Here is a 22451-nt window from a genome sequence, read left to right as displayed (position 1 = left end):
AATACATAGGATATGATGCGCGCGGTCGGCGGCCTTGCAACTTGGGCTCATCTTGGACTCATAAACGGAAATCGAGCAATCATGGATAAGCAACACGTGTTAGTCTCACTGGTGATCACAGCGCTGATATTGTTTGGGGCGGCGCTCTCGATCCGCGGCGGACTCAACAGCTACCAGAGTCTGCTCAGCTACGGCTGGCAGGAGACTCAGGCCAAGGTGCTGACCAATCATATCGGCCGGTTTCACCCCAGCGGTGCCCGTCACGGCACAGATTTCTATCTTGCCCAGATCAGCTATAGCTATCGCTGGCAGGGCGTAAAATACCATGGCCAGCTCCTCTACCCGGACTACAGCGGCGATCGCACCGAGGAAGACGCCGAGGCGCGCCTGGTTCCCTATGGCGTAGGTCAGCAGGTACCCGTGTATGTCGATCCAGACGATCCGCGCCAATCCCAGCTTATCAGGGGCGTTCAACTTCAGCAGCTCGGCGACATCCTCTTGGGCCTGGCAATCATTCTGTTTGGCCTGTGGAGCCTGAGAATCTTCCATCGCCGCTAGTGACGACTCGCTCAGTAACTTCTCTGTCAGTCCGTTCTCGCTAACAGCGCCAAGGCAAAAGCGTTTAGGGATCATAATTTTAAAGATTCATCCCCTGGCCCCTTTAAATTTTTCCCCGCGCCCCTATATTGATGACAATGAGCCCATTAAGGGTACAATCAAACCTCTGCCCAATCGCCCAGGAACATGATATGACGCTTACCGTTTCTCAACCTCAGTGGCCCCTCAATGAGGCGCAACCGGCCATCGTTTTCAGCCAACTCTCCCATCTCGGCCTTATCTCAGTTACCGGCGAGCAGGCGCGGAGCTTTATTCATGGTCAGGTGACCACAGATATCACCTCACTGACAGACGACCAGTGGCGCTGGGGCGCCCACTGCGATCCTAAAGGTAAGATGCTGGCCAGCTTTAGAACCTTCGCTCATCAAGATGCCCTGCTGATGATGATGCCAAGAGACACGCTGGCGCTCGACCTGCCGCAGCTGCAGAAATATGCCGTGTTCAGCAAGGCTGAACTGGTCGATGCCAGCGACGACTGGTTCCTCCTGGGGGTTACCGGCGAGCAGGCCAGCGCCTGGCTGAGCCAGAACTTCGGCGAGCTCAATGCTGAACTCACCACCATCCCAGCTGGCGTCATCCTGCGAGACGGCGAGCGCTACATCATAGCGGTCAAGGCCGAGGCACAGACTGAGCTAGCGACCAAGATAGATCAGCCCATCTATGATGCCAGCGCCTGGCAGGCGGTAGAGATAACCGCCGGTCTGCCTAATATCTATGCCCGTCATCAGAGCCAGTTTGTGCCGCAGATGTGTAACCTGCAGGCGGTCGATGGCATCAGCTTTACCAAGGGCTGCTACATGGGCCAGGAAACCGTGGCCCGCATGAAGTATCGTGGCGGCAATAAGCGCGCCCTCTATATCGCCAAGGGCTCGGCCAGTGTGGCTATCGATGCGACCAGCCAACTCGAGATCAAGCTAGAAGACGATGAGGGTTATCGCCGCGCCGGCACCATTGTGGAAGCGGTGCAGCGTGACGATCAGCTGCTGCTGAGCGCCGTACTGCCCAACGATACGTCGTTAACGGCTCAGCTGAGAGTGGCGGGCGATGAGGCATCAGCGCTCACCCTGGTACCGCTGCCCTACTCGCTAGATGAAGAGTAACCGATTTAATCGAGAAGGCGCCCATGGCGCCTTTTTTAATACACAGTCTTGGCACTTTTTAATGCACGGTCTTGGCACTATGCAGCGCGCCTATCCCTTACCTTAATGCCCTTGCTCTAAATCTTCTCGCTCTAATCCCCTTGCCCTTATCACCTTGCACTGATGCCCGTCATGAAGCCTGTCATGGCTCTTGACCGACTCGCCAGCCTTCCCGCCTGCTTCTCGCATCCATTATTTTAGGGAAAGGCTCCCGCTAAACAGATAAAAATAAGCCTATTTAATCAGTCCTCTGGGTGTCATCCACAGGCATAAATTCCCCGGGGTGTCACAGCAGAAAGATCCTTTAATCGAGGCGCTGCGTAAGTAACAGATATCACCCAACAATTGAGCTAGGTTGGCGGTTGCAATCTGCTATCGATAAGGTTATCAATGGGTTTAATGGAAATTGTGCCAGGAGCGTTTCCCTACACTTGGGCAAGCTAAACGATAAGGACGGGCAATGACGAGTGTCGCGACCCTGAGCGAGATCTCAAAGGGCTTCAACGATGGCGATAAGTTTCACCTGGTGCTGGACAGGCTCGACCTCAGGCTTGCCCTTGGCGAAACGGTCGCCCTCACAGGCCCGAGTGGCAGCGGCAAGAGCACGTTGCTGAATATCATCGCCGGTTTCGAGCGCCCCAGCTCGGGCACCCTCTCGCTGCTGGATCAAGATACCCGAGGCTGGGACGACAGCCGCTGGAGCCAGTTCAGGCACCGGCAGTTAGGCGTGGTATTCCAACAATTTAACCTGCTCACCCCTCTCAATGTCGCAGACAACATCGCCTTTCCCCTGCATCTGCAGGGAGATGACTGGAATCCCTGGTGCGATCACCTCGCCGACGCGCTCGGGCTAAGACCCCTGCTCAAGCGCCATGTGGATGCCCTGTCCGGTGGTCAGCAGCAGAGAGTCGCCATCGCCAGGGCCCTGGCCCACAAGCCAGCCCTGCTGCTGGCAGATGAACCCACGGGTAACCTGGACCAGACCACCAGCCTGGAGGTGATGGAGCTGATCTGTGCCCTGGCGGGCGAGCACGACACCAGCATCTTGATGGTGACTCACTCCATGGAGTGCGCCGACTTCATGCAGCGCCGTTGGCACCTGGATCTTGGGCGGGTGCATGAGTAGCCTAGTTGTTAACTGTCAGGCCAGCGACGGCGTGAAGGCGCTGCTGCGCGCCACCCGCCTCACCCTCAGAGTCTTTGCCGCCCACTATAGGAAGGCGCCGCTGCAGGCCGGCGCCATACTCATAGGCATAGTGCTGGCGGTCACCCTGCTGACTGGCGTCAGGGCCACCAACGAGAGCGCCATCGAAAGCTATGGCCAGGCCAGCGAACTGCTGAGCGGCCAGGCAAGCCATCTGATCACGCCGCTACCGGGTAAGCCACTGTTAGAATCGCTCTATTTCGAGCTGAGAGCCCAGGGATTCCATCCTAGCCTGGCAGTTCTCGAGGGCACGGCGGTCGACGACACCCAGCAACGCAGGCAAGTGACCGGCAGCGATCTTATCGCCGCCCTCTCGGCCGCCTCCTCCTCAGCCTTAGCCCCAGCCTCCGCAGGCCAGCGGGCAGCAGCTGCTCCCGCTAAGCCCGACATGCCGCTAAAGGGCCCGCTGCCCCTGGCGGCCATGTTGGCGGGCGAGCCGCTAGTTGTGATGAGTGAGCAAAAGGCGAGTCTACTCCCCGAGCCCTGGCTTACCTTGAATGATACGCGTCTCAAGGTGATGGCCGTCGATGAGGGTTACCGCCTCGGCGATCGCCTATTGATGGATATCTCCCTGGCCCAGCAGCTGCTGGATAAACCCGGCCAGCTCAGCTATATCGCCCTATTTGACCCGCCCGGCGAAGGTCAGCAACGACTCACATCACTGCTCGATGGTCGCGGCAACCTGATCGAGAGCGACCAGGGCGAGGCGATGAAGGCCCTGACCAACAGCTTTCACCTCAACCTCACCGCCATGAGCCTGCTGGCCTTCATCGTCGGCCTGTTTATCGCCTATAACGGTGTGCGTTACAGCTTGCTCAAGCGTAAGCGGCTGATCATCCAGCTGCAGCAACAGGGCGTGCGCCGCGCCGCCATCATGATATCTCTGACTTTGGAGCTCACCCTGCTGGTGCTGCTAGGCTCGCTGATTGGTTTCATCCTGGGGCTACAGCTGAGCTACTGGTTGCAGCCTATGGTGTCTGTCACCCTGGAGCAGCTCTATGGCGCAAACATACTGCCGGGGCGCTGGCGTTGGCAATGGCTGGCCCAGGCAAGCCTGCTGACCCTGATCGCCGCCCTGCTGGCCTGCACCTCCCTGTTGAGGGAGCTGCTCAATCAGCCCCTGGCCCAGAGTAGCGGTCAGCTCAGCCTGCAACGCAGCAGCCAGCAAGCGCAAAACCGCCTCATGATCCTTGCCTGTGTCTTGGGCGCCATAGCCCTCATCCTGATGCCGCTAAGCCAGGACTACCGGCTCACCATGGCGCTGCTCGGCCTGGTGGTTATCGCCATCCCGCTGGCCTTGCCCTATCTGCTGAGACAGCTTATTGGCCTGCTACAGAAAATTAGTCCCAAAGGGCTGATGAGTTACCAGGTGAGTGAAACCCGGGAGCTGCTGGCACCGCTATCGCTAGCCATGATGGCCATGTTACTGGCGCTCACCGCCAACATCGCCATGAACAGCCTGGTGGGTAGCTTCGAGATCACCCTCAAGCAGTGGCTGGATGCCAGGCTGCATGCCCAGCTCTATCTGCGTCCCCCCGCCAATCAGATGGCCGAGGTGGAGAAGGCGCTGAGCGATGCGCCCGAGGTGAGCGGCCTGTATAAGCAGTGGCTGCTAAGGAGTCATTATCAACAGACCCCCATCTTCCTGCTCACCAGAGACCCTTACTCCATAGAGCACACCACCATCATCAAGCAGGCAAGGCCGTATCTGTGGCGAGATTTTTTCTCGACCGAGCCTGAGACTAAGCCACTCGCCCTGGTGAGCGAGCCCTTCGCCATCAAACACGGCAAGCAGCTTGGGGATAAGATACAGATCGCGGCGCTGGGAGAGACAGATCTCACCATAGGCGCCATCTATTATGATTACGGCAACCCCTACGGTGAGGTGATCATCCCGCCATCCCTGTGGCGCAAGGCCGGTCTGGGTGAGCTGCCCTTGAGCCTGGCCCTCAACCTCAACACGGATGTGGCCAAGTTTAGCCAGACACTCAAGGCACGCTTCGACCTGCCCGATGCGCTGATCTACAGCCAGGAGAAGATCAAGGCCCAGGCGATAACCATGTTCAAGCGCACCTTCTCCATCACCCAAGTGCTTAACAGCCTGACGCTGATGGTGGCCGCCATCGGCCTATTCAGCGCCTGCTATATGCTGACCCAGGCGAGGCTGGCGCCCATCGCGCGCCTCTATGCCCTGGGGGTAAATCGTCGTCAGTTGATATGGCTGGTCATAGGTCAGATGCTGCTCATGGTGCTGCTCACCTGTCTGGTTGCCCTGCCCACAGGCGCCCTGCTGGGCTATCTGCTGATCCATAAGGTCACCCTGCAGGCCTTCGGCTGGACCATCGCCATGGTGTGGGACTGGCTGGCCTACCTGGAACTGGTGGGGCTGGCACTGGTGGCCAGCACACTGGCGGTCGCCTTCCCCCTCTATCAGCAAACCAGGCGCCCCTTGGTATCCAGCCTGCAACGGGAGGTACTATGACGCGGATACTAATCTTCACTCTCTTCGCCCTACTGATACAGGGCTGCGACTCGCCCCAGCAGCAGTCGAGCGGCGGCATGGGCGAGCTCATGGGCGCAGACACCGGCGGTTACGCCGAGGTCATCGAGGGAAGAACGCTCAGCTTCCCTGCTGATCATCTGGCCCACGACGACTTCAGGCAGGAGTGGTGGTATCTCACCGCCAATCTCACCACAGACACGGGCGAACCGCTGGGGCTGCAATGGACCCAGTTTCGCATCGCCCTCTCGCCCGAGGCGCCAACATCTGACTCTCCCTGGGCGACCAACCAGCTCTATATGGCCCACGGCGCCATAACCAGCCCGACCACACACAAGGCGAGTGAACTTTGGTCCCGCGGCCTAGACCCAATTGCGGGCGTCCAGGCCTCGCCCCTGACCATAGCACTGGATGACTGGCGCTGGCAGAGCGAAGGAGAAGATCTGTTTCCGGCGACACTAACGGTTAACAGCGAAGACTTTCGCTATCAACTGCAACTGACAAGCACGGCGCCACAGCAACTACAGGGGGATGAGGGCTACAGCATCAAGAGTAAGGATGGCGAGGTGGCCTCCTACTACTACAGCCAGCCCTTCATCGACATCAGGGGTACAGTCACACTCGAGGGCTTAACTCACAAGGTGACGGGACAGGGCTGGCTCGACAGGGAGTGGAGCTCGCAGTTTCTCACCCGTCAGCAACAAGGCTGGGACTGGTTCGCCCTGCGACTCGATGATGGCTCGGCGCTGATGCTGTTTCAGCTGAGATCAAGCGCTGAGCCCTTCTACAGCGCACGGCGCATGTTCGCCGACGGCAGCGGCCGCAACATAGCGAGCCATGCCATCACGATGACGCCCAGCGACTGGCGGCAGATAGACGAGGCCAACTACCCGGTGGGATGGCAGATAAGTATCCCCAGCGAGCAGTTGCAGCTAAACATCGCCCCCCTCAATCCAGATAGCCTGATGCCGCTAAGCGTGCGCTATTGGGAAGGCCCCATACAGATTAGCGGCTCCCATCGAGGCCAGGGATATATGGAGCTGACCGGTTACTAGCCGGATATGAACTGAGTTGAGACCGGCTAAGGCAGAGGCCTGCGCTTCTTGCCGGTCCACATGGCTCTCACCAGGTTTTCCCTGTGGGCCAGGCTACCGACAATCACCCCCACGATGTGCACCACAACCAGCGTCAGGCTGAAGTTGGCAAAGAACTCATGCACCTCTTCCAGCGCGCCTTCGGGCCAGGCGGCGATGAAGCTGCCCGCAAGGGGGCCATGACCTGTGGTGGCGTAGAGCGCAATGCCGGTGAGCGCCGTCAGCGACACACAGACGATCAGCGCCACTATCATCAGTCCGCCAGCGGGATTATGGCCCAGATAGTCCTTTGACCTGCCGGCAAACAGCTGCTTTAGATATTCCATGGCCTCTGCCGGTGGCCTGACAAAACTGCTAAAACGAGCATATCGAGTGCCCACCAGCCCCCAGATAATGCGCAGCGCCAATATACCTAAGATGATATAGCCGCCGTAGCTGTGCACCAGCATCCATTCATCCTCACCCTCGGTGAGATAGGTCAGGGTAAACAGCAGCACCAGGGACCAATGAAACAGACGAATAAACAGATCCCATACGGGGATCTCCCGCGTATTTTCGTGCGTCATATCGGTCTCCTCTCGGGGCAAAACCCAAATCACTAAATTAGCGCCAGCCCAACTAAGCTTGGGCTTTCGCCGCAAGGGCAGATATCACCTTTGCCCCTCTTTTGGTTATACGCCCCGATGCCACATTGAGCAAATTAACCACGGTTAAGGTGTTTGAAAACCGTAGATGTCCAGCCCTAAAAACTGTTTAAATTTCGAACTGAGAGGCAGGTCACACGAAAAACTTTGATCTCGATCTATAAAAACCTCAGTTACCTCTCAAGAGGTATACCCCTATCAAAAGCAAGGATTAGACTGAATCCTATCCTAATGCGGCCAACCCCTAAATATCGCCAATATCCCGGGAAGCAAGGCCGCCACAGAAAGGTTAACCCATGACACAGGAATATCATGTGACCAGCCTGGTGGTACACGCCGCCCCCGGCCAGCTCGCAAAAGTTACAGCGGATATCGACGCCCTTGCGGGTGCGGATATTCACGCCATTACCGACGAGGGTAAGTTCATCATTACCCTAGAGGGGGCCACCCAGGGTGCAATCCTCGATAACGTCGAAGCCATCAACGCCCTTAGCGGGGTGTTATCAAGCAGTCTTGTCTATCACCAAGTTGAACCATTAGAAGAAAAGAGTGAGGAAACACCATGAGCATTAGCCGTCGCGAGTTTCTAAAAGCCAACGCCGCAGTTGCCGCTGCGACCACGGTTGGCGTCACTCTGCCAGTGAAAGTAGTTGAAGCCGCTGAGCAGAATGACAACATCAAGTGGGATAAGGCCCCCTGCCGTTTCTGCGGCGTGGGCTGTAGCGTATTGGTCGGCACCAATAACGGCAAAGTCGTTGCCACCAAAGGCGATCCAGAAAGTCCGGTCAACAAGGGCCTTAACTGTATTAAGGGCTATTTCCTGTCGAAGATCATGTACGGTAAGGATCGTCTTACCACGCCATTGCTGCGCATGAAGAACGGCCAGTACGACAAAGAGGGTGAGTTTACCCCGGTCAGCTGGGACAAGGCCTTCGACACCATGGCCGAGAAGTGGAAACACACACTGAAAACCAAGGGCCCAACCGCCGTCGGCATGTTCGGCTCGGGTCAGTGGACAGTATGGGAAGGCTACGCCGCGTCTAAGCTGCACAAGGCAGGTTTCCTCACCAACAACATAGATCCAAACGCCCGTCACTGTATGGCATCGGCCGTGGGTGGCTTCATGCGTACCTTCGGTATCGACGAGCCTATGGGTTGCTACGACGACCTAGAAGCCGCCGACCAGTTTGTGCTCTGGGGCGCCAACATGGCAGAGATGCACCCTATCCTGTGGGCACGCCTGTCAGACAGCCGCCTGAGCAAGCCAAACAGCCGCGTGCACGTGCTGTCGACCTTCGAAAACCGCTCTTTCGACCTGGCCGACAACCCTATGGTGTTCCGCCCTCAGTCTGATTTGGCGATCCTCAACTTCATCGCCAACTACATCATCCAGAATGGTGCGGTAAACAAGGAGTTCGTCAGCAAGCATACTAAGTTTGCCCTGGGCACCACAGATATCGGCTATGGTCTGCGTCCCGACCATCCGCTGGAGCAGAAGGCCAAGAACCCTGGCAACGGCAAGTCAACCGCCATCAGCTTCGACGAATACGCCAAGTTCGTCAGCACCTACACCCTGGAATATGCCGCCAAGATGAGTGGCGTCGAGCCTGAAAAACTCGAGACCCTGGCCAAGGCCTACGCCGATCCTAAGGTGAAGATCATGAGCCTGTGGACCATGGGCATCAACCAGCACGTGCGCGGTGTATGGGCCAACAACATGCTCTACAACATTCACCTGCTGACCGGCAAAATAGCCACCCCAGGTAACAGCCCATTCTCGCTGACGGGTCAACCTTCGGCCTGTGGTACTGCACGTGAAGTGGGTACCTTCGCCCACCGTCTACCAGCAGACATGGTTGTGAAGAATCCTAAGCACAGAGCGGTTGCCGAGAAGCTGTGGCAGCTGCCGGAAGGCACGATTCCGCCTAAGCCTGGCTTCCACGCCGTACTGCAGAGCCGCATGCTCAAAGATGGCAAGCTAAACTGTTACTGGACCATGTGTACCAACAACATGCAGGCCGGTCCTAACATCAACGATGAGATCTACCCTGGCTTCCGTAACCCAGACAACTTCATCGTTGTCTCGGATCCTTACCCAACGGTTACCGCCATGGCGGCCGACCTGATTCTACCGACCGCCATGTGGGTCGAGAAGGAAGGCGCCTATGGTAACGCCGAGCGCCGCACCCACATGTGGCATCAACAGGTGAAGGCTCCCGAGGGCGCCAAGTCAGATCTCTGGCAGCTGGTCGAATTCTCTAAGCGCTTCAAGATCTCGGAAGTCTGGCCGGCCGAGCTGGTGGCCAAGAAGCCTGAATACGCCGACAAGACACTCTATGAGGTGCTGTTTGCCAACGGGGTGATCAACAAGTTCCCAACCTCTGACTGCAAGGGTGATCTCAACGATGAGTCGGAAGCCTTCGGCTTCTACCTGCAGAAGGGTATCTTCGAAGAGTACGCTCAGTTCGGTCGCGGCCATGCCCACGACTTAGCCGACTTCGACACCTACCACGAGACCCGCGGTCTGCGCTGGCCTGTGGTCAATGGCAAGGAGACACTGCGCCGCTTCGTCGAAGGCAGCGACCCTTACGTCAAGGCCGGTGAAGGCTTCAACTTCTACGGTAAGCCAGACGGTAAGGCGGTGATCTTCGCCCTGCCTTACGAGCCAGCCGCCGAGGAGCCTAACGCAGAATACGATCTCTGGATGTCGACGGGCCGCGTGCTCGAGCATTGGCATACAGGGTCTATGACCGCCCGCGTACCCGAGCTGTACCGCGCCTACCCAGATGCACAGATCTTCATGCATCCGGACGACGCCAAGGCCCGTGGTCTTAAGCGTGGTGATGAAGTGGTCGTGGCCTCGCCTCGCGGTGAAGTCAAGACACGTGTTGAAACCAAAGGCCGGAACAAACCGCCACGAGGCGTGGTATTTATGCCATTCTTCGACGCGCGCCAACTGGTCAACAAGTTGTTACTGGATGCCACGGATCCCCTCTCGAAAGAGACGGATTTCAAGAAGTGTCCGGTAAAAGTGATGAAAGCCTAAAGCGGTTCATCGAACCCTTTAATCGCTTGAGTCAAACATCAGATATGAAGAGCTAGATATGAGCCAGGTCAATCGCAATAGCAAAGCCAAGGGGGTCAATCGCCGCCAGTTCTTAGCCACTACGGCTAAGGCGGGCTGCGCCATGGGCCTCTTGGGATTGGGCGTCAGTGGGGTTGCCAAGCAATCCTCGCACCTTGATCCTATGGCGATTCGACCGCCTGGCGCGTTAGATGAGCAAGATTTCTTGTCGGCCTGTGTACGCTGCGGACTCTGTGTCCAGGCCTGCCCCTACGACACCCTGAAACTGGCACGCTGGTTTGAGGGTGCGCCAACGGGCACGCCTTACTTCACGGCGCGCACCGTGCCCTGTGAGATGTGCGAGGATATCCCCTGTGTGAAGGCCTGCCCCTCTGGGTCGCTGGATCACGCCTTGACCAATATCGACGAGGCCAAGATGGGGATAGCGGTACTGATCGACGAGAAAAACTGCCTCAACTTCAAGGGCCTGCGCTGTGACGTTTGTTACCGCGTCTGCCCCTTGATCGACAACGCCATCACGCTCGAACGGCAGCACAACCAACGCAGCGACCATCACGCCATGTTCCTGCCCACAGTCAACAGCGACACCTGTACCGGCTGTGGTAAATGCGAACATGCCTGCGTGTTGGAAGAGGCGACGATCAAGGTGCTGCCGGCCCATATCGCGCTCGGTAAGACGGCAACACACGATACCTATATCAATACCGAAGAGACCACGCTTGAGATGTTAAACAAGGGGCTCACACTATGACAAACGGCATGAGTAATACGAAGATGAAGACGCCAGGTGCGGCTCAGACACGTTTCGCTCAGGCGGCGATCGATGAACTCGGCTGGTGGCGCGCCCACAAGTTCCTGTTCCTGCGCCGTGCCAGTCAGCTGTGTGTGCTGCTCACCTTTGCCATCGGCCCTTGGATGGGCCTCTGGGTACTCAAAGGCAATCTCTCTTCCAGCGAGCTGCTGGGCACTATCCCGCTGTCAGACCCCCTTGTGACCCTACAAGTACTGATGACGGGACACCTACCCGAGACAGCGCTGCTTGTCGGCGCGCTGCTGATCGCCCTCTTCTACCTTCTTGCGGGTGGACGGGTATTCTGCAGCTGGGTTTGCCCGGTCAACCTGGTTACCGACAGTGCAAGCTGGCTAAGGCGCAAGCTGCGTCTGCCACGCACCGCCGAGATGCCTAGGAACCTGCGCTACTACCTGCTGGCCCTGGTGCTGCTGTTGCCCCTGGTCACTGGGATCACTGTGTGGGAGTGGGTCAACCCAGTGCCTATCCTCTATCGCGCCCTGCTGTTTGGTGCCGGTAGCGGCCTGTGGATACTGGCGATGATCTTCTTGCTGGATCTCTTTATCAGTGAACGGGCCTGGTGTGGTCACCTGTGTCCCACAGGCGCCCTGTTTGCCCTTCTGGGCAAGGCGAGTCCGGTCAAGATATCTGCGGTCAATGCCAGTGCATGCGACAACTGCATGGATTGCTTCGAGGTCTGCCCCGAACGGCAGGTGTTGAAGCCAGCCCTCAAGGGCAACAACCCCATGATAGTCGACAGTGATTGCACTCAGTGCGGCCGATGTATCGATGTTTGCGCCCAACGCGTTTTCCAGTATCAAAATCGAATTGCCCTAAAGGCGGAGAACAACCAATGAAAAAAGTACTCACTTTAGTCGCGCTGATGGCGCTAGGAGCCTGTTCTGGTCAGCAAACTAAACCTGCGGCCGAACCCGTGAACATCAGTTCACTCGGAAAAGGCGAAATCACCGCGGTACGCGCCGCCGACGAGATGCCGACCTATCCTAGGAAAGGTCAGTCAATTGAGCGCGGCTTCGTCCACCAGCCACCGCTGATCCCCCACAAAGCGGACTATAAGATCAGCATCAAGAAAAATGGCTGCATGACCTGCCACAGCCCGGAAAAGGCCAAGCGCATGAAGGCGACCCAGATCCACTCATCGCACATTCTGCCAGACAGCAAGCTCAACTATGAGTATTTCAACTGTACTCAGTGCCACGTGCCACAGGCGGAAAACAAGCAGAAGTTGGTTGATAATAGCTTCTCGAATCAATAAGGCTTGAAGTTCGGGTCTTGCAGACTTGAACGTTAGACGCTGAAACATAAAACCACCCGATAATGGGTGGTTTTTTATTACCTGGCGGCAATGGGACGCTTGGTGTTGAGGGTTTTAGATATCTGATCTTTATGGTGTTTACCCAAGAAATGGAGGGTCGCATCTGAAATACAGCATTCGTGGCACACTTGATTAACCTTACGGCCCGCTTCCACTGCTTTAAGGTATTGACCTTCTGTATTTGTAAGTAACGCGATTCCTTCATCGCGAGCTCTCCTTCTCTACTCAGCCTTAGTTGAAGAACTCTAAAATGGTATGTCGCTAGTTTAGAGGAGGTTTATACAGACACTGTCTTATTAGGCCATATCATTTTATCCATTCCCCCATCACACGAAATCACTCTAAATCTCTCACTCTGTTCTAGACTAGTAAGAAGCAGTGTAACACCTTGTACAGTAGGACTTTTACAATGTCAGTAGCCAGAGGCGAAATGAATATCAACTACTCTAATAAGCATTTACAAATAGGTGTAGCCTACGGAATCCCTATACTGTTCTTTGCCTGGGCTTTTCATTATATCGCTACTCACCCTCACGATTTCGTTAAGCTTTTCTCACTATCTCTTTCGCTCGTATTGCTATTAATATTCATACAACTAATCTCAATATGGATATCAGGTCTTTTTACTTTATTAATGGTAAAACCTTACGGCATTGTATTAACATTCCATGATTACTTTGGAATCACTGTAGTATCACGAAGCTTAAATATTATTCTACCTATGAAAGGAGGTGCGGCGGTAAGGGGATTATATCTAAAACAGCAACATAACTTGTCGCTAACGGACTTCTCCGCAATATTTGCATGGCAGTCATTGCTCACTCTATTTATCGCATCCTTATTAGGCCTTTCAGGGCTAACTTGGTTGTTTTTACAAACGAATGAGATAGATCGACTTGGGTTGATTATTTTCAGTAGTGCAGTACTAATATTTGGCACTCTTATATGTTGGTCACCAACAATAAATAACACTCATAATGAAAAAATAAAAAAACTAAAAAACGTACTCGATAGCTGGAAAAAACTGCGTGCAAATAGAACTGTCATTATAAAAATAGGCCTACTTTCCTTTATTAATACTGCGCTATCGACGGCTTCCATCGCACTTATTTTCTACGCTTTAGACAATCCGCAAGCACTAGGCGCTGCACTTTACTTAGGAGGAAATCAAGATGTTATGTATCACGCTAGCATAACCCCTGGCGCTTTGGGGGTAGTGGAAGCAAGTACTGTTTTTCTGAGTAAAAACATATCAATTAATGTCAGCGATGCCCTATTGGTCGCTCTAATAAATCGCACGTTAATATTTTCAGTGTCAGGTTCACTGACTCCGTTCTACATTCATCGAATCTTAAAGAAACAGAGTTTAATACGGACAAAAATATGACTAAATCTGTTCAGAATGACAAAGATTATGGGGGCTATATAAGTGATAGTTGGGTCCCAGCTCCGCGCTTTGCAATGCGCCGCCAAAGAGTACTCAATTTGTTAACCTCTTATCCTAAAGGAAAGCTGCTTGAGATTGGTCCTGGAGCTGGTTCGTTAATGAGGGACTTAGCTTTAGAAGAATTCAGTTGTATAGGTTACGAAACGGCAACTGAGGCTCGCAAAATTTTCAAATTGATGACTGAAGGAATGGGAAATGTACAATTAACTGGGAGGCCATCTGAAAGCTGGAATGCCCATTTTGATTATATTTTATCGTGCGAAGTTTTAGAACATATTGAAGATGACAAAGCGGCTCTAAAAAGCTGGGTCTCTTACTTAAAAGTTGGTGGGCTCGCAATAATTACGGTCCCATCTCACTCTAGAAAATTCGGTCCTTCAGACGAATGGGCTGGCCATTGTCGGAGATATGATAAAGACGTACTTATATCCCTAATAGAAAGGTCTGGATTAAGCATCATTCACTTTGAAACATATGGGTTCCCACTGGCCAACATTAGCTCGTTTGTGCTAAAAACATTAATTAAAAGATCTAGCTTAAAACAGAAATCAAATGACAAAAGAACAGCTACAGCTCGAAGTGGAGTTGAGCGCACTGCAGAAGGTAAATTATATCGTTTTCAGACAAATCTGCTGGGTAGATCACTTATGCGCATTGCGTTTAAAACTCAGTATTTGTTCAGAAACACCGAATTAGGTGATGGTTTCATAGTTGTAGCAAAGAAAAATGCAAACTGAGAATAAAATCATATTTTGGGGGACCTATGATATAGGAAAACCTCGCGTTCGATTGTTAGTACAAGCAGCACAAGCGCTTGGCTATCAAACCGTACAAGTTCATAGTCATGTATGGCGGGGAGTTGAGGATAAAAGTCAGATTACTAGCTGGAATAAGAAGCTGAAAGTTTTATGGCACCTGTTACTAGCATACCCCATATTAATTGTAAAATATTGGCGAACCCCAAAACACAAGCACATCGTTGTCCCTTATTTGGGCCTTTTGGATGTCATTGTACTTTGGCCTTGGTCCAAATTACGAAATGCAAAAATTCACTGGGATGTTTTTTTATCTCTCTACGATACAGTCGTTAATGATAGAAAAATTATCTCTAAACACCATCCATTAGCCAAGCTACTCTACAGAATAGAGCTATTAGCGAGTAAACTTGCCACATCTTGCTTCCTTGATACACCTGCTCATGCAGAGTATTTCGGATCGATATACAAGCTCACACACAAAAAAATCAGTTGGGTTCCTGTTGGGGTCGAAGCTGATAACTTTCATCGTAATTCAGCCCTTCCTAAAATTGACTTAAATAACATAAAAGTGCTTTTCTATGGACAATTCATACCGCTACACGGCCTGGACACCATAGTCAATGCTGCAAAACTCGATTTAGACAATGATAAGCGTATAAATTGGTTAATCGTAGGAAAAGGGCAATTATCTAAACAGATTGATGATCGGATAGCCCAAGAAAATATCTCCTCCATTCGTCGGTTAGAATGGGTTGATTACAAAGAACTTAACAACTTACTACAGAGTTGCGATATTTGTCTCGGTATATTTGGCACATCAAATAAAGCTAAGAGTGTGATTCCAAATAAGATTTATCAAATCATGGCAGCAGGCAAGCCATTTGTAAGCGCTAGAACAGCTGGCCTAAAACCTTTATGTCTAGAAAAGAATATCGCTGTACGTTTAGTAAGAGAAGGAAGCCATAAAGAACTACTAGATGGTATTTACAATTTGGCGGAGAGTATCGCGGAATGTCCAGATGAAATGCTTGAAGCAACACGTGCTATGCCTATTGTAAACGCAGAGGCTATAGCGTCGCACTTAGATAAGCTATTTACTACCCCATAACCTAACCCTTATGCACTTTTTCTAGCGTTCTTGCTTCGCTGCTCCAATTCATGGGCAGCTATGAGATGTTCTTTCTGATCTAACTTTTCTTCCAACACTTCAATTCTATGCAGTACCTTCTCCGTCAACTTTCGATTGAAACCAATTAAGTCAGCGACCAACCCCATTAAAATAGTAATAAAGCCTAAAATCAACAAGGTAGAGCCGAGCACTAAAGACTGCACGTGGCCATCGCCAGCCCCATGAAGAAAGAAGTATAAGAAACGCACAATCGGAAGCACACCACAAGCCATGGCAACAAGCCCAATAAACAAGAACACCTGTAAAGGACGATACATAGTGTAGATCCGAGCTAGGGTCGAAACCGACATTTTTAAAAATTGCGGGATACTCCTAAATAGGCGTGACTCTCGCGTTTTTTCATTGGTTCTAATCGGTACAGAAAGCACGTTTAAACGCTTCGCACTGGCTTGAATCAGCATCTCAATGGTGTAACTGAAGTCAGACACAATATTGATTTGTTGCGCAGCACTGCGGCTGATAGCACGAAAACCACTCACGGCGTCACTCACTGGAAGCGCAGTCGCTCTGGCAATCACAAAACTGCCAAACACTTGTAAACAGCGTTTAAAAAAAGAGAAGTGTTTATTGCTGTAACCACCACGATCTCCTACCACAATCTCAGCTCGCTGCTCTAAAATTGGCTTTACTAAAAGAGCAATGTCTTCCCCCTTGTATTGGTTATCACCATCTGTATTCACGATAATGTCCGCGTGTTGACGTACACACTCTTCCAACCCTTGACGAAAAGAGTAAGCCAGTCCTTTATTGCTACAGTTAATAAGAATATGATCCACGCCTAAAGTTCGAGCCAGCTCTGCCGTTCCATCCGTCGAGCCATCATCTATGATTAGGATTTCCACCTTATCTATGCCTTCAATGTTTCTTGGAATCGCCTGTATAACCGCCGCGATATTATCCGCTTCGTTGTAGCAAGGTATCTGGACTATTAACTTCATCAATTCATCCCCTTCTTATACTTCAACCAAGTTCAAAATCCGGTAAACAACGCTTGTGAATGCATCAATGCTTCTGGTCGATACAAATGGTTGCCCCAGCGTATAACTACCTCTCCAACATCTGTAGCGCTCATTAGATATGAGCCTTTTGATAGAAACCGAACCTGGCCACTTTTCCAAGTATGTCCGTCTATCCCGACATCGAAACTTCCCTCTAATGTGTACTCACCTTCAATGCTAATTTGCATCGCTTGCTCTTTATCCCCTTTAACAAACTTTAGCACTTTTCCAGCAACAAACAGCTCTGCCCAATGGTGGATGTAGTTAGATTTAAGTGCCTTGGTATCTTGCTCCAATAACCAGTCACTAGAATTCACTCCATTTAATGCATTGAGATAATGGCTATTGGCGATGACGAATACCGGGGTATTTTCTTCTACTACAGACTGAATCACAGGAATACCTCTGGTGTAGTAATCTTCATAGCCCCATGTACTCATAAAAAAGCCTTGCTTCGAATATCTAGAAACCATTGAGCAGCAATCTATGTAAGCTACTGGCTCAGGGAATACCTTGTGAACCTCATCGATGAATTGGCGTTGATAGTTAAGTGACCTTTTCGTCGGTAAAACAAGACCATTTGCCACAATAGAAACCGTGAAGAGACTTGCTAAAATGAAGAAGGTGAAACGGCACATCCTATGATTCAAATAACCTCGTGCTCCATCCCATGCAACGGCGGATAACACACTGACAGAGGCCAACATAAAGGTGTAGTAGTAAGGAAAGGCATTCCGGTAAAACAACAGCGTTACAAGCGGCAGACTTATACCAAACAACTTTAACGACATTTCACGACTAAATTGCGTTTGTTTGAAGTAAGAGAACACAACAAAGCCGATACCCAATGCCAACGTAAACCAATAGCCAAAATCCGTCGCTAATGAATACTGGAAGTAATGCCAACGTGGAAAGAGCTGTCTTTGGCTCAACGTTTTATCGGCTGCATCCAACATTGCACCGGTATTTGTGCCACCAATAACTCCACTGATGGTGAAGTTATGCCAACTGTAAAGTACCGCAAACGAGACCAATATTGAGCATCCATAAATCAAGATTTGCTTGGCGTAACCCATTCGGTCCTCTGCCCAATAAAAAGAAACAAGCACCATCGCCAAGAAGGTTGGAATGTATAAAGAGGCTTTTAGTGTGATTAACGCCGCTACTGAAGTGAAAACGCCCGCGGCAACTGAGCTACGCCAAGAAAGCTGATTACTAAAGACATAATACAAAGAAAGCATTATCAAAAAAGTCGCAATAGGGTCAGTTCTAAAACTTGCCCCCATACGGACGTTGAATGAAAACGCAAAGTAAGAAAGTACCGCAAACAAAGCCCCCGAAACACTGCATTGGAGGCGACAGAGCCTGTATATACACAGTCCTGTACCCATTTGAAAGGCGATCATAACCAATCTGGCCACAATGATTTGATCGACTTCATTGTTAGATACATAGCGTATCCAAGTGAAGAAGTGAATATGAAAGGTCTGAATATTGCTGATTGTTTCACCATTGATAAATTGGTGAACAAAAGAAAGGAAATAAAATTCATCCCAGTTTATTTCGTAGCGAAACGCCACATAAAAACGAGCGGCAATGGCAAAAAAAAGCACCGCCCCTAATATTAAAGCTGAATAAGGAAATATATCACTCTTTGAATGGTTAGACTTGCCTATCCGATCGGTTGTTTCCATAGGTACACAATTCTTGTTGATCTACTTACCGTCCATAGCCTTTATATAATGCTATAATTTTCTTAAATAATTTTTCGAAAATGCTAGTAGCCAGTATAGTTGTTACCAATTAATTATGCAGAATTGTTACTCAAAGCCAAAGAACACCACTCGCACAGCCGAGTAATTAGATGAGTACGGGACACAGTACAAGAGTTACACCACATAGAAGGTCTGGACGGCGTTCTAGATCGAGTGCATATTCCCCATTAACCCCAATCTAAAATCCTAGATTACTGAGTTGCTCACACCAGAGTGGCCCTCTATTCTCACTCTAAGAGTTACTCTACCTGACTTCCTGCGTCATGTAGTTTCAGCAGCTTTGTCGACGACGTCGTCGGTGCGATCTTTAGCTGTGTTTTTGGTAGATTGACATCTGATTCTACTCACCCAACTCTTAGCCCTAACTCATACCTGACTCGCACTCTAATCGAGTGTGACATTGGTAATACTATTCTGAGTATGAATACCAGCCCAGTGATTAGCACTCGTATTATGGGTGCTCTTGGAGTTTGCCAGGGCAGTAAGTCCACTTGATTTTCCTATCTGACACCCATTTAAATTAAGACGATGAATTGATAGGTTAGGCAAATGGATTTTGTTGGGCGATTAGGTGGCTGGGAGCCGCTGCTAAGCTATTTTATGGTGGGTACTCTGTTTATCCTGCTGATTTTAGGGCTGGCAAGGTTAATCCGTTGGGCCAAGGGGATGCCCGCCGGGGCCTATCTCGCCTTGGCGCTGTTTCCTCTGATTTCGCTGTTTCCCATACCGCCGACTGAGATCAAGAAACTGCAGCGTATCAAACAAGAAGAGATTAAACGGTATCAGGAGTCTGGCGACCCGGCTGGCGATGAGCCGCCCTCAGGTGCTTTGTAATTAGCGAATTCAAAAAAGCGTCTGTTTGGCAGGCACAAACAACATAAGGAGTATGTGTGAAAATCTACGGCGATCTGCAGTCTGGTAACTGCTACAAGGTGAAGTTGTTATGCGCCCTGCTGGGCATTGAACATGAGTGGATTCATGTGGATATTCTTGCGGGCGATACCGGCAATAGCGAGTTTCTGGCCAAGAACCCCAACGGCAAGATCCCCCTACTGGAACTCGATGATGGTCGATGCCTATCAGAATCCAACGCCATCTTAAACTACCTCGCCGCCGGCAGCGAACTCCTTCCCCAAGACAGCTTTGCCCTTGCCAAGGTGCAGCAGTGGCAGTTCTTCGAGCAATACAGCCACGAACCCTTTATCGCCGTGGCGCGCTTTATCGCTAAGTACCTCGGGCTGCCCGACAATTGCCGCGCCGACTACGAGGCGAAACAACAGGGCGGCCATAAGGCGCTGGCAGTAATGGAAACCCAGCTACTCAAGACACCCTACTTAACCGGCGAGCAACTAACCACGGCCGATATTGCGCTATATGGCTACACCCATGTGGCCCACGAAGGCGGTTTCGACCTTACTCACTACCCGGCAATTCAAGCCTGGCTCAAACGCATCGCCGCGCATCCCAAGTATATGGCGATAGCCTAATGTGACTGTACGTAGTGTGGATGTGACCTAATGCGACTGTACCTAGTGTGGCTGTGGTCTAGTGTGGCTGTGGCATAAGCATGTAAGAATGGCCTAAAACGGATAAGGGACAATAAAGGGGCAACAGATGACACATAAGGGAAAACTCTTTCTTTTCTGCGGAAAGATGGGCGCGGGAAAGTCGACCAAGGCGAGGCTCATCGCCGATGAAAACGGGGCGCTGTTACTGTCGGAAGATGAATGGTTAGCGGCTCACTTCCCCGATCAGATTGAATCGTTTGATGACTATATTCACTATTCAATCCTCATCAAGCCCTTCATCAGAAACCATGTGGCGCGCCTGATAAACGTCGGCACTAATGTAGTCATGGATTTTCCCGCCAACACCAGAAAGCAGCGGCAATGGTTTGTCTCGCTCTGCAACGAGCTAGCTTGCGAGCATCAGCTCATCTACCTGGATCTCAGCGATCAGCGGTGCCTGGCTCAAATAGACAAGCGACGCCAGGAGCAGCCCGAGCGCGCCCGCTTCGATAACGAAGCCGTGTTCCGTCAAGTGACGCAATATTTTGAGCCGCCAACTGACGATGAGGGCCTGAATATTTTGCTGGTCGCAAAGGAAGGCTAGATTTGAAGTAAAAGGGTGGCCCCCTTTATTTGCTTTAATCGAATTTGGCTGCATTTTAATTTATTGAAAGTATTTGAGGGTCGTACCTTCATGGCAATCTATCGCCTGCCCGGCGGGGGAATATGGAGACACCTTGTAATTAGTGTCTGAGAAACTGAATATTAGCGCAAAGCTTCATGGTCATTGGCGAAGTGGATTTGAAGGTCGCACCTTCATGGCAATCTAACGCCTGCCCGGCGGGGGTTGTGCAAGCACTCTTTTGGCACGCCGAGGTTCCGTCCCTGGAGGCTTCACGGCGGTACTGACCTACATGGATGTAGCGAATGCCGAAAAATGTCGGGAACATTTTTGGCCATGCCGCCGAGAGCCAAAAGTGTGCTTACACTCGGTATCCAACGTCTCTTCGATTTGACCTAATTGAATGCCATTGAGACAAGTTATTCTTTTTAAGAAAAAAACGTACAAAAATGTGACAGAGCTTGTTGATTGCTATCTGACAAATAGCTTAATGTGTAACCAATCAAGGACAGAGCTAGGCCAACTCGAATCAAACATCGACCAAGCCATTCAGGGAATGAAAAAGCCAATCTCCACACGCCAATCAACTCCCTCAAAAAGTTAACTCTGACCCCATTTATTTCATGCTTGGAGCCCTACCTTACAAGGTAGCGAATCTTGCAAGGTCTCACTAATAAGTTGTTAGAAGATCTAATTAAGTAAGGCTAAAAATTGTTTAGATACGTGTTCGTTTTTTTTAATGCAAAAAAGTTTTTTCTTAGAATTGTTAGAGTATTAAAATTTTGGGTTTATGGACTGTTTTTGCAGAAGAATATTCAACCAAAGGTGGGCAAAAATAAAGCTATGAATTTTGCAGGGCGTAATTGGTATTATAGTTACCGAGAGTTATTCTCAATAGGTACCGAGAAAAAATTCAAAAAAGCGTCCAATGATATTGCTAGCCGCTATGCGCTGCTAACCAAATCTTGGAACGAAGACCTTAATTCACAGTGGACCTCACGAACTTACTTGTCCACCAAAATGATCCTCAATGCGACTGTACTGTTAAAGCAGCGAGAGTTTGCACAAAAGTCGAATCTACGCGTGGTTGTTCCATACCTTGAATATTATGCTATTTTGTCTTTGCTTCGTGGTGTGGTTTTTATGCTTCCTGATAAAGACTGGGAAGATGGTAAGCTTATTGAAATTTCTCACGCAAAAGCAATTAGATTAACCTGTGATTGGATTGCTAAGTTTGATCAAGAGAAAGCTAAAGAAGTTAAGAGTTTTTGTAACCAGCTAAAAGCTCAGCGAGAACTCATATCTTATAAAGCACCTGCAAGTGGGGATGCTAATCTTGGATTTGATTATGATATAGAACATTTTGCAACGTTATTAGCTGAGGTTGCACAGTTTAACTCTGAACTACTCGAGTCATCTGTTAAGAAAAATACTTCAAAGGATGATCACGTTCTGCTAAATAAACATGCAGAGCAAGTATGTAATATAGAAATCGAAGGTTTCGAGTTCCTTGATGGTGAAGATCGCCATCGTATGGGCTATGTACGACGTAAGCAGCCGTATCCGTTAAATTTAGAGCTATTCATGACAGAAGGTCAGGTTGAAGATTTCATTGGTGCTTGGGATGCCGACGATTATGAAGAAGGCTCTGAAGAACAGATGTTTTACTCAGGTTCTCCGTCAAGTTGGCAAGATATATTCGACGTGCCATAAATCTTCTAACAATCTGTTTAAGAGTGATTCG

Annotated in this window: 20 protein-coding genes; 17 read left to right on the top strand and 3 right to left on the bottom strand. The window is 50.8% G+C overall.

From position 1 onward, the window contains the following. Positions 1–81: 81 nt before the first annotated feature. From L1D43_RS00935 to L1D43_RS00915, 5 genes are all read left to right on the top strand, one after another. The gene (locus tag L1D43_RS00935) at positions 82–558 is read left to right on the top strand and encodes a DUF3592 domain-containing protein (RefSeq protein ID WP_239849584.1); all 477 of its coding nucleotides are present in this window, start codon (positions 82–84) and stop codon (positions 556–558) included. Between the two features lie 191 nt (positions 559–749). Next, entirely contained in the window at positions 750–1718 is a 969-nt protein-coding gene (gene ygfZ / locus L1D43_RS00930; protein WP_239849583.1) for a tRNA-modifying protein YgfZ, read from the top strand. Positions 1719–2217: 499 nt separating this feature from the next. Continuing rightward, positions 2218–2883, top strand: coding sequence for an ABC transporter ATP-binding protein (locus L1D43_RS00925; RefSeq protein WP_041510022.1), 666 nt, complete (start codon positions 2218–2220; stop codon positions 2881–2883). Beyond that, positions 2876–5443, top strand: a complete 2568-nt coding sequence (locus tag L1D43_RS00920) for an ABC transporter permease (protein WP_239849582.1) — start codon at positions 2876–2878, stop codon at positions 5441–5443. Before L1D43_RS00925 ends, L1D43_RS00920 begins: the two co-directional genes overlap by 8 nt. Beyond that, the gene (locus tag L1D43_RS00915; RefSeq protein ID WP_239849581.1) at positions 5440–6516 is read left to right on the top strand and encodes a lipocalin-like domain-containing protein; all 1077 of its coding nucleotides are present in this window, start codon (positions 5440–5442) and stop codon (positions 6514–6516) included. The genes L1D43_RS00920 and L1D43_RS00915 overlap by 4 nt, the downstream gene beginning before the upstream one ends. A gap of 26 nt (positions 6517–6542) precedes the next feature. Here the strand turns inward: L1D43_RS00915 and L1D43_RS00910 are convergent, their stop codons facing one another. Further along, positions 6543–7121 carry a cytochrome b/b6 domain-containing protein gene (locus L1D43_RS00910; protein ID WP_239849580.1) on the bottom strand — a complete coding sequence of 193 codons (579 nt, stop codon included), beginning with the start codon at positions 7119–7121 and terminating at the stop codon, positions 6543–6545. Between the two features lie 374 nt (positions 7122–7495). On the opposite strand from L1D43_RS00910, the gene L1D43_RS00905 reads away from it, so the two are divergent. The 8 genes from L1D43_RS00905 (at position 7496) to L1D43_RS00870 (ending at position 15723) form a co-directional block, all read left to right on the top strand. After that, on the top strand, positions 7496–7765 hold the full coding sequence (locus L1D43_RS00905) for a chaperone NapD (protein WP_239849579.1): 270 nt from the start codon (positions 7496–7498) through the stop codon (positions 7763–7765). Continuing rightward, a complete protein-coding gene (gene napA, locus L1D43_RS00900; protein ID WP_239849578.1) occupies positions 7762–10245 on the top strand; it encodes a nitrate reductase catalytic subunit NapA in 2484 nt (827 codons plus the stop codon). The genes L1D43_RS00905 and napA overlap by 4 nt, the downstream gene beginning before the upstream one ends. A gap of 58 nt (positions 10246–10303) precedes the next feature. Further along, positions 10304–11035, top strand: a complete 732-nt coding sequence (napG, locus tag L1D43_RS00895; protein ID WP_239849577.1) for a ferredoxin-type protein NapG — start codon at positions 10304–10306, stop codon at positions 11033–11035. Next, positions 11032–11931, top strand: coding sequence for a quinol dehydrogenase ferredoxin subunit NapH (napH, locus tag L1D43_RS00890; protein ID WP_239849576.1), 900 nt, complete (start codon positions 11032–11034; stop codon positions 11929–11931). The genes napG and napH overlap by 4 nt, the downstream gene beginning before the upstream one ends. Then, positions 11928–12350 (top strand): nitrate reductase cytochrome c-type subunit, encoded by a 423-nt coding sequence (locus tag L1D43_RS00885; RefSeq protein ID WP_239849575.1) that lies wholly within the window; start codon positions 11928–11930, stop codon positions 12348–12350. The genes napH and L1D43_RS00885 overlap by 4 nt, the downstream gene beginning before the upstream one ends. 469 nt (positions 12351–12819) lie before the next feature. Further along, positions 12820–13797, top strand: a complete 978-nt coding sequence (locus tag L1D43_RS00880) for a lysylphosphatidylglycerol synthase transmembrane domain-containing protein (RefSeq protein WP_239849574.1) — start codon at positions 12820–12822, stop codon at positions 13795–13797. Beyond that, positions 13794–14594 carry a class I SAM-dependent methyltransferase gene (locus tag L1D43_RS00875; RefSeq protein WP_239849573.1) on the top strand — a complete coding sequence of 267 codons (801 nt, stop codon included), beginning with the start codon at positions 13794–13796 and terminating at the stop codon, positions 14592–14594. Before L1D43_RS00880 ends, L1D43_RS00875 begins: the two co-directional genes overlap by 4 nt. Continuing rightward, positions 14584–15723 carry a glycosyltransferase gene (locus L1D43_RS00870; protein ID WP_239849572.1) on the top strand — a complete coding sequence of 380 codons (1140 nt, stop codon included), beginning with the start codon at positions 14584–14586 and terminating at the stop codon, positions 15721–15723. The genes L1D43_RS00875 and L1D43_RS00870 overlap by 11 nt, the downstream gene beginning before the upstream one ends. Before the next feature lie 8 nt (positions 15724–15731). Here the strand turns inward: L1D43_RS00870 and L1D43_RS00865 are convergent, their stop codons facing one another. Together L1D43_RS00865 and L1D43_RS00860 are read right to left on the bottom strand one after the other, a co-directional pair. Continuing rightward, positions 15732–16742 (bottom strand): glycosyltransferase family 2 protein, encoded by a 1011-nt coding sequence (locus tag L1D43_RS00865; RefSeq protein ID WP_239849571.1) that lies wholly within the window; start codon positions 16740–16742, stop codon positions 15732–15734. A 32-nt stretch (positions 16743–16774) separates the two neighbouring features. Continuing rightward, positions 16775–18496 carry a hypothetical protein gene (locus L1D43_RS00860; protein ID WP_239849570.1) on the bottom strand — a complete coding sequence of 574 codons (1722 nt, stop codon included), beginning with the start codon at positions 18494–18496 and terminating at the stop codon, positions 16775–16777. Between the two features lie 630 nt (positions 18497–19126). Between L1D43_RS00860 and L1D43_RS00855 the strand changes: the two genes are divergently transcribed. The 4 genes from L1D43_RS00855 (at position 19127) to L1D43_RS00840 (ending at position 22420) form a co-directional block, all read left to right on the top strand. Beyond that, complete coding sequence (locus L1D43_RS00855) at positions 19127–19411, top strand: hypothetical protein (protein WP_239849569.1); 285 nt, start codon at positions 19127–19129, stop codon at positions 19409–19411. Positions 19412–19467: 56 nt separating this feature from the next. Next, positions 19468–20064, top strand: coding sequence for a glutathione S-transferase family protein (locus L1D43_RS00850; protein WP_239849568.1), 597 nt, complete (start codon positions 19468–19470; stop codon positions 20062–20064). A gap of 127 nt (positions 20065–20191) precedes the next feature. Continuing rightward, a complete protein-coding gene (locus L1D43_RS00845) occupies positions 20192–20689 on the top strand; it encodes an ATP-binding protein (protein WP_239849567.1) in 498 nt (165 codons plus the stop codon). An 819-nt stretch (positions 20690–21508) separates the two neighbouring features. Beyond that, complete coding sequence (locus L1D43_RS00840) at positions 21509–22420, top strand: hypothetical protein (RefSeq protein WP_239849566.1); 912 nt, start codon at positions 21509–21511, stop codon at positions 22418–22420. Positions 22421–22451: the final 31 nt, after the last annotated feature.

The organism is Shewanella sp. Isolate8, from assembly GCF_022398495.1.
Lineage (GTDB): Bacteria > Pseudomonadota > Gammaproteobacteria > Enterobacterales > Shewanellaceae > Shewanella > Shewanella aquimarina.
This window is presented reverse-complemented; position numbering and strand designations above follow the sequence as displayed.

Bases quoted from the DNA above. Each gene is read 5' to 3' on its own strand.
- L1D43_RS00935 (WP_239849584.1), top strand. From the start codon at position 82: ATGGATAAGCAACACGTGTTAGTCTCACTGGTGATCACAGCGCTGATA.
- ygfZ (WP_239849583.1), top strand. From the start codon at position 750: ATGACGCTTACCGTTTCTCAACCTCAGTGGCCCCTCAATGAGGCGCAA.
- L1D43_RS00925 (WP_041510022.1), top strand. From the start codon at position 2,218: ATGACGAGTGTCGCGACCCTGAGCGAGATCTCAAAGGGCTTCAACGAT.
- L1D43_RS00920 (WP_239849582.1), top strand. From the start codon at position 2,876: ATGAGTAGCCTAGTTGTTAACTGTCAGGCCAGCGACGGCGTGAAGGCG.
- L1D43_RS00915 (WP_239849581.1), top strand. From the start codon at position 5,440: ATGACGCGGATACTAATCTTCACTCTCTTCGCCCTACTGATACAGGGC.
- L1D43_RS00910 (WP_239849580.1), bottom strand. From the start codon at position 7,121: ATGACGCACGAAAATACGCGGGAGATCCCCGTATGGGATCTGTTTATT.
- L1D43_RS00905 (WP_239849579.1), top strand. From the start codon at position 7,496: ATGACACAGGAATATCATGTGACCAGCCTGGTGGTACACGCCGCCCCC.
- napA (WP_239849578.1), top strand. From the start codon at position 7,762: ATGAGCATTAGCCGTCGCGAGTTTCTAAAAGCCAACGCCGCAGTTGCC.
- napG (WP_239849577.1), top strand. From the start codon at position 10,304: ATGAGCCAGGTCAATCGCAATAGCAAAGCCAAGGGGGTCAATCGCCGC.
- napH (WP_239849576.1), top strand. From the start codon at position 11,032: ATGACAAACGGCATGAGTAATACGAAGATGAAGACGCCAGGTGCGGCT.
- L1D43_RS00885 (WP_239849575.1), top strand. From the start codon at position 11,928: ATGAAAAAAGTACTCACTTTAGTCGCGCTGATGGCGCTAGGAGCCTGT.
- L1D43_RS00880 (WP_239849574.1), top strand. From the start codon at position 12,820: ATGTCAGTAGCCAGAGGCGAAATGAATATCAACTACTCTAATAAGCAT.
- L1D43_RS00875 (WP_239849573.1), top strand. From the start codon at position 13,794: ATGACTAAATCTGTTCAGAATGACAAAGATTATGGGGGCTATATAAGT.
- L1D43_RS00870 (WP_239849572.1), top strand. From the start codon at position 14,584: ATGCAAACTGAGAATAAAATCATATTTTGGGGGACCTATGATATAGGA.
- L1D43_RS00865 (WP_239849571.1), bottom strand. From the start codon at position 16,742: ATGAAGTTAATAGTCCAGATACCTTGCTACAACGAAGCGGATAATATC.
- L1D43_RS00860 (WP_239849570.1), bottom strand. From the start codon at position 18,496: ATGGAAACAACCGATCGGATAGGCAAGTCTAACCATTCAAAGAGTGAT.
- L1D43_RS00855 (WP_239849569.1), top strand. From the start codon at position 19,127: ATGGATTTTGTTGGGCGATTAGGTGGCTGGGAGCCGCTGCTAAGCTAT.
- L1D43_RS00845 (WP_239849567.1), top strand. From the start codon at position 20,192: ATGACACATAAGGGAAAACTCTTTCTTTTCTGCGGAAAGATGGGCGCG.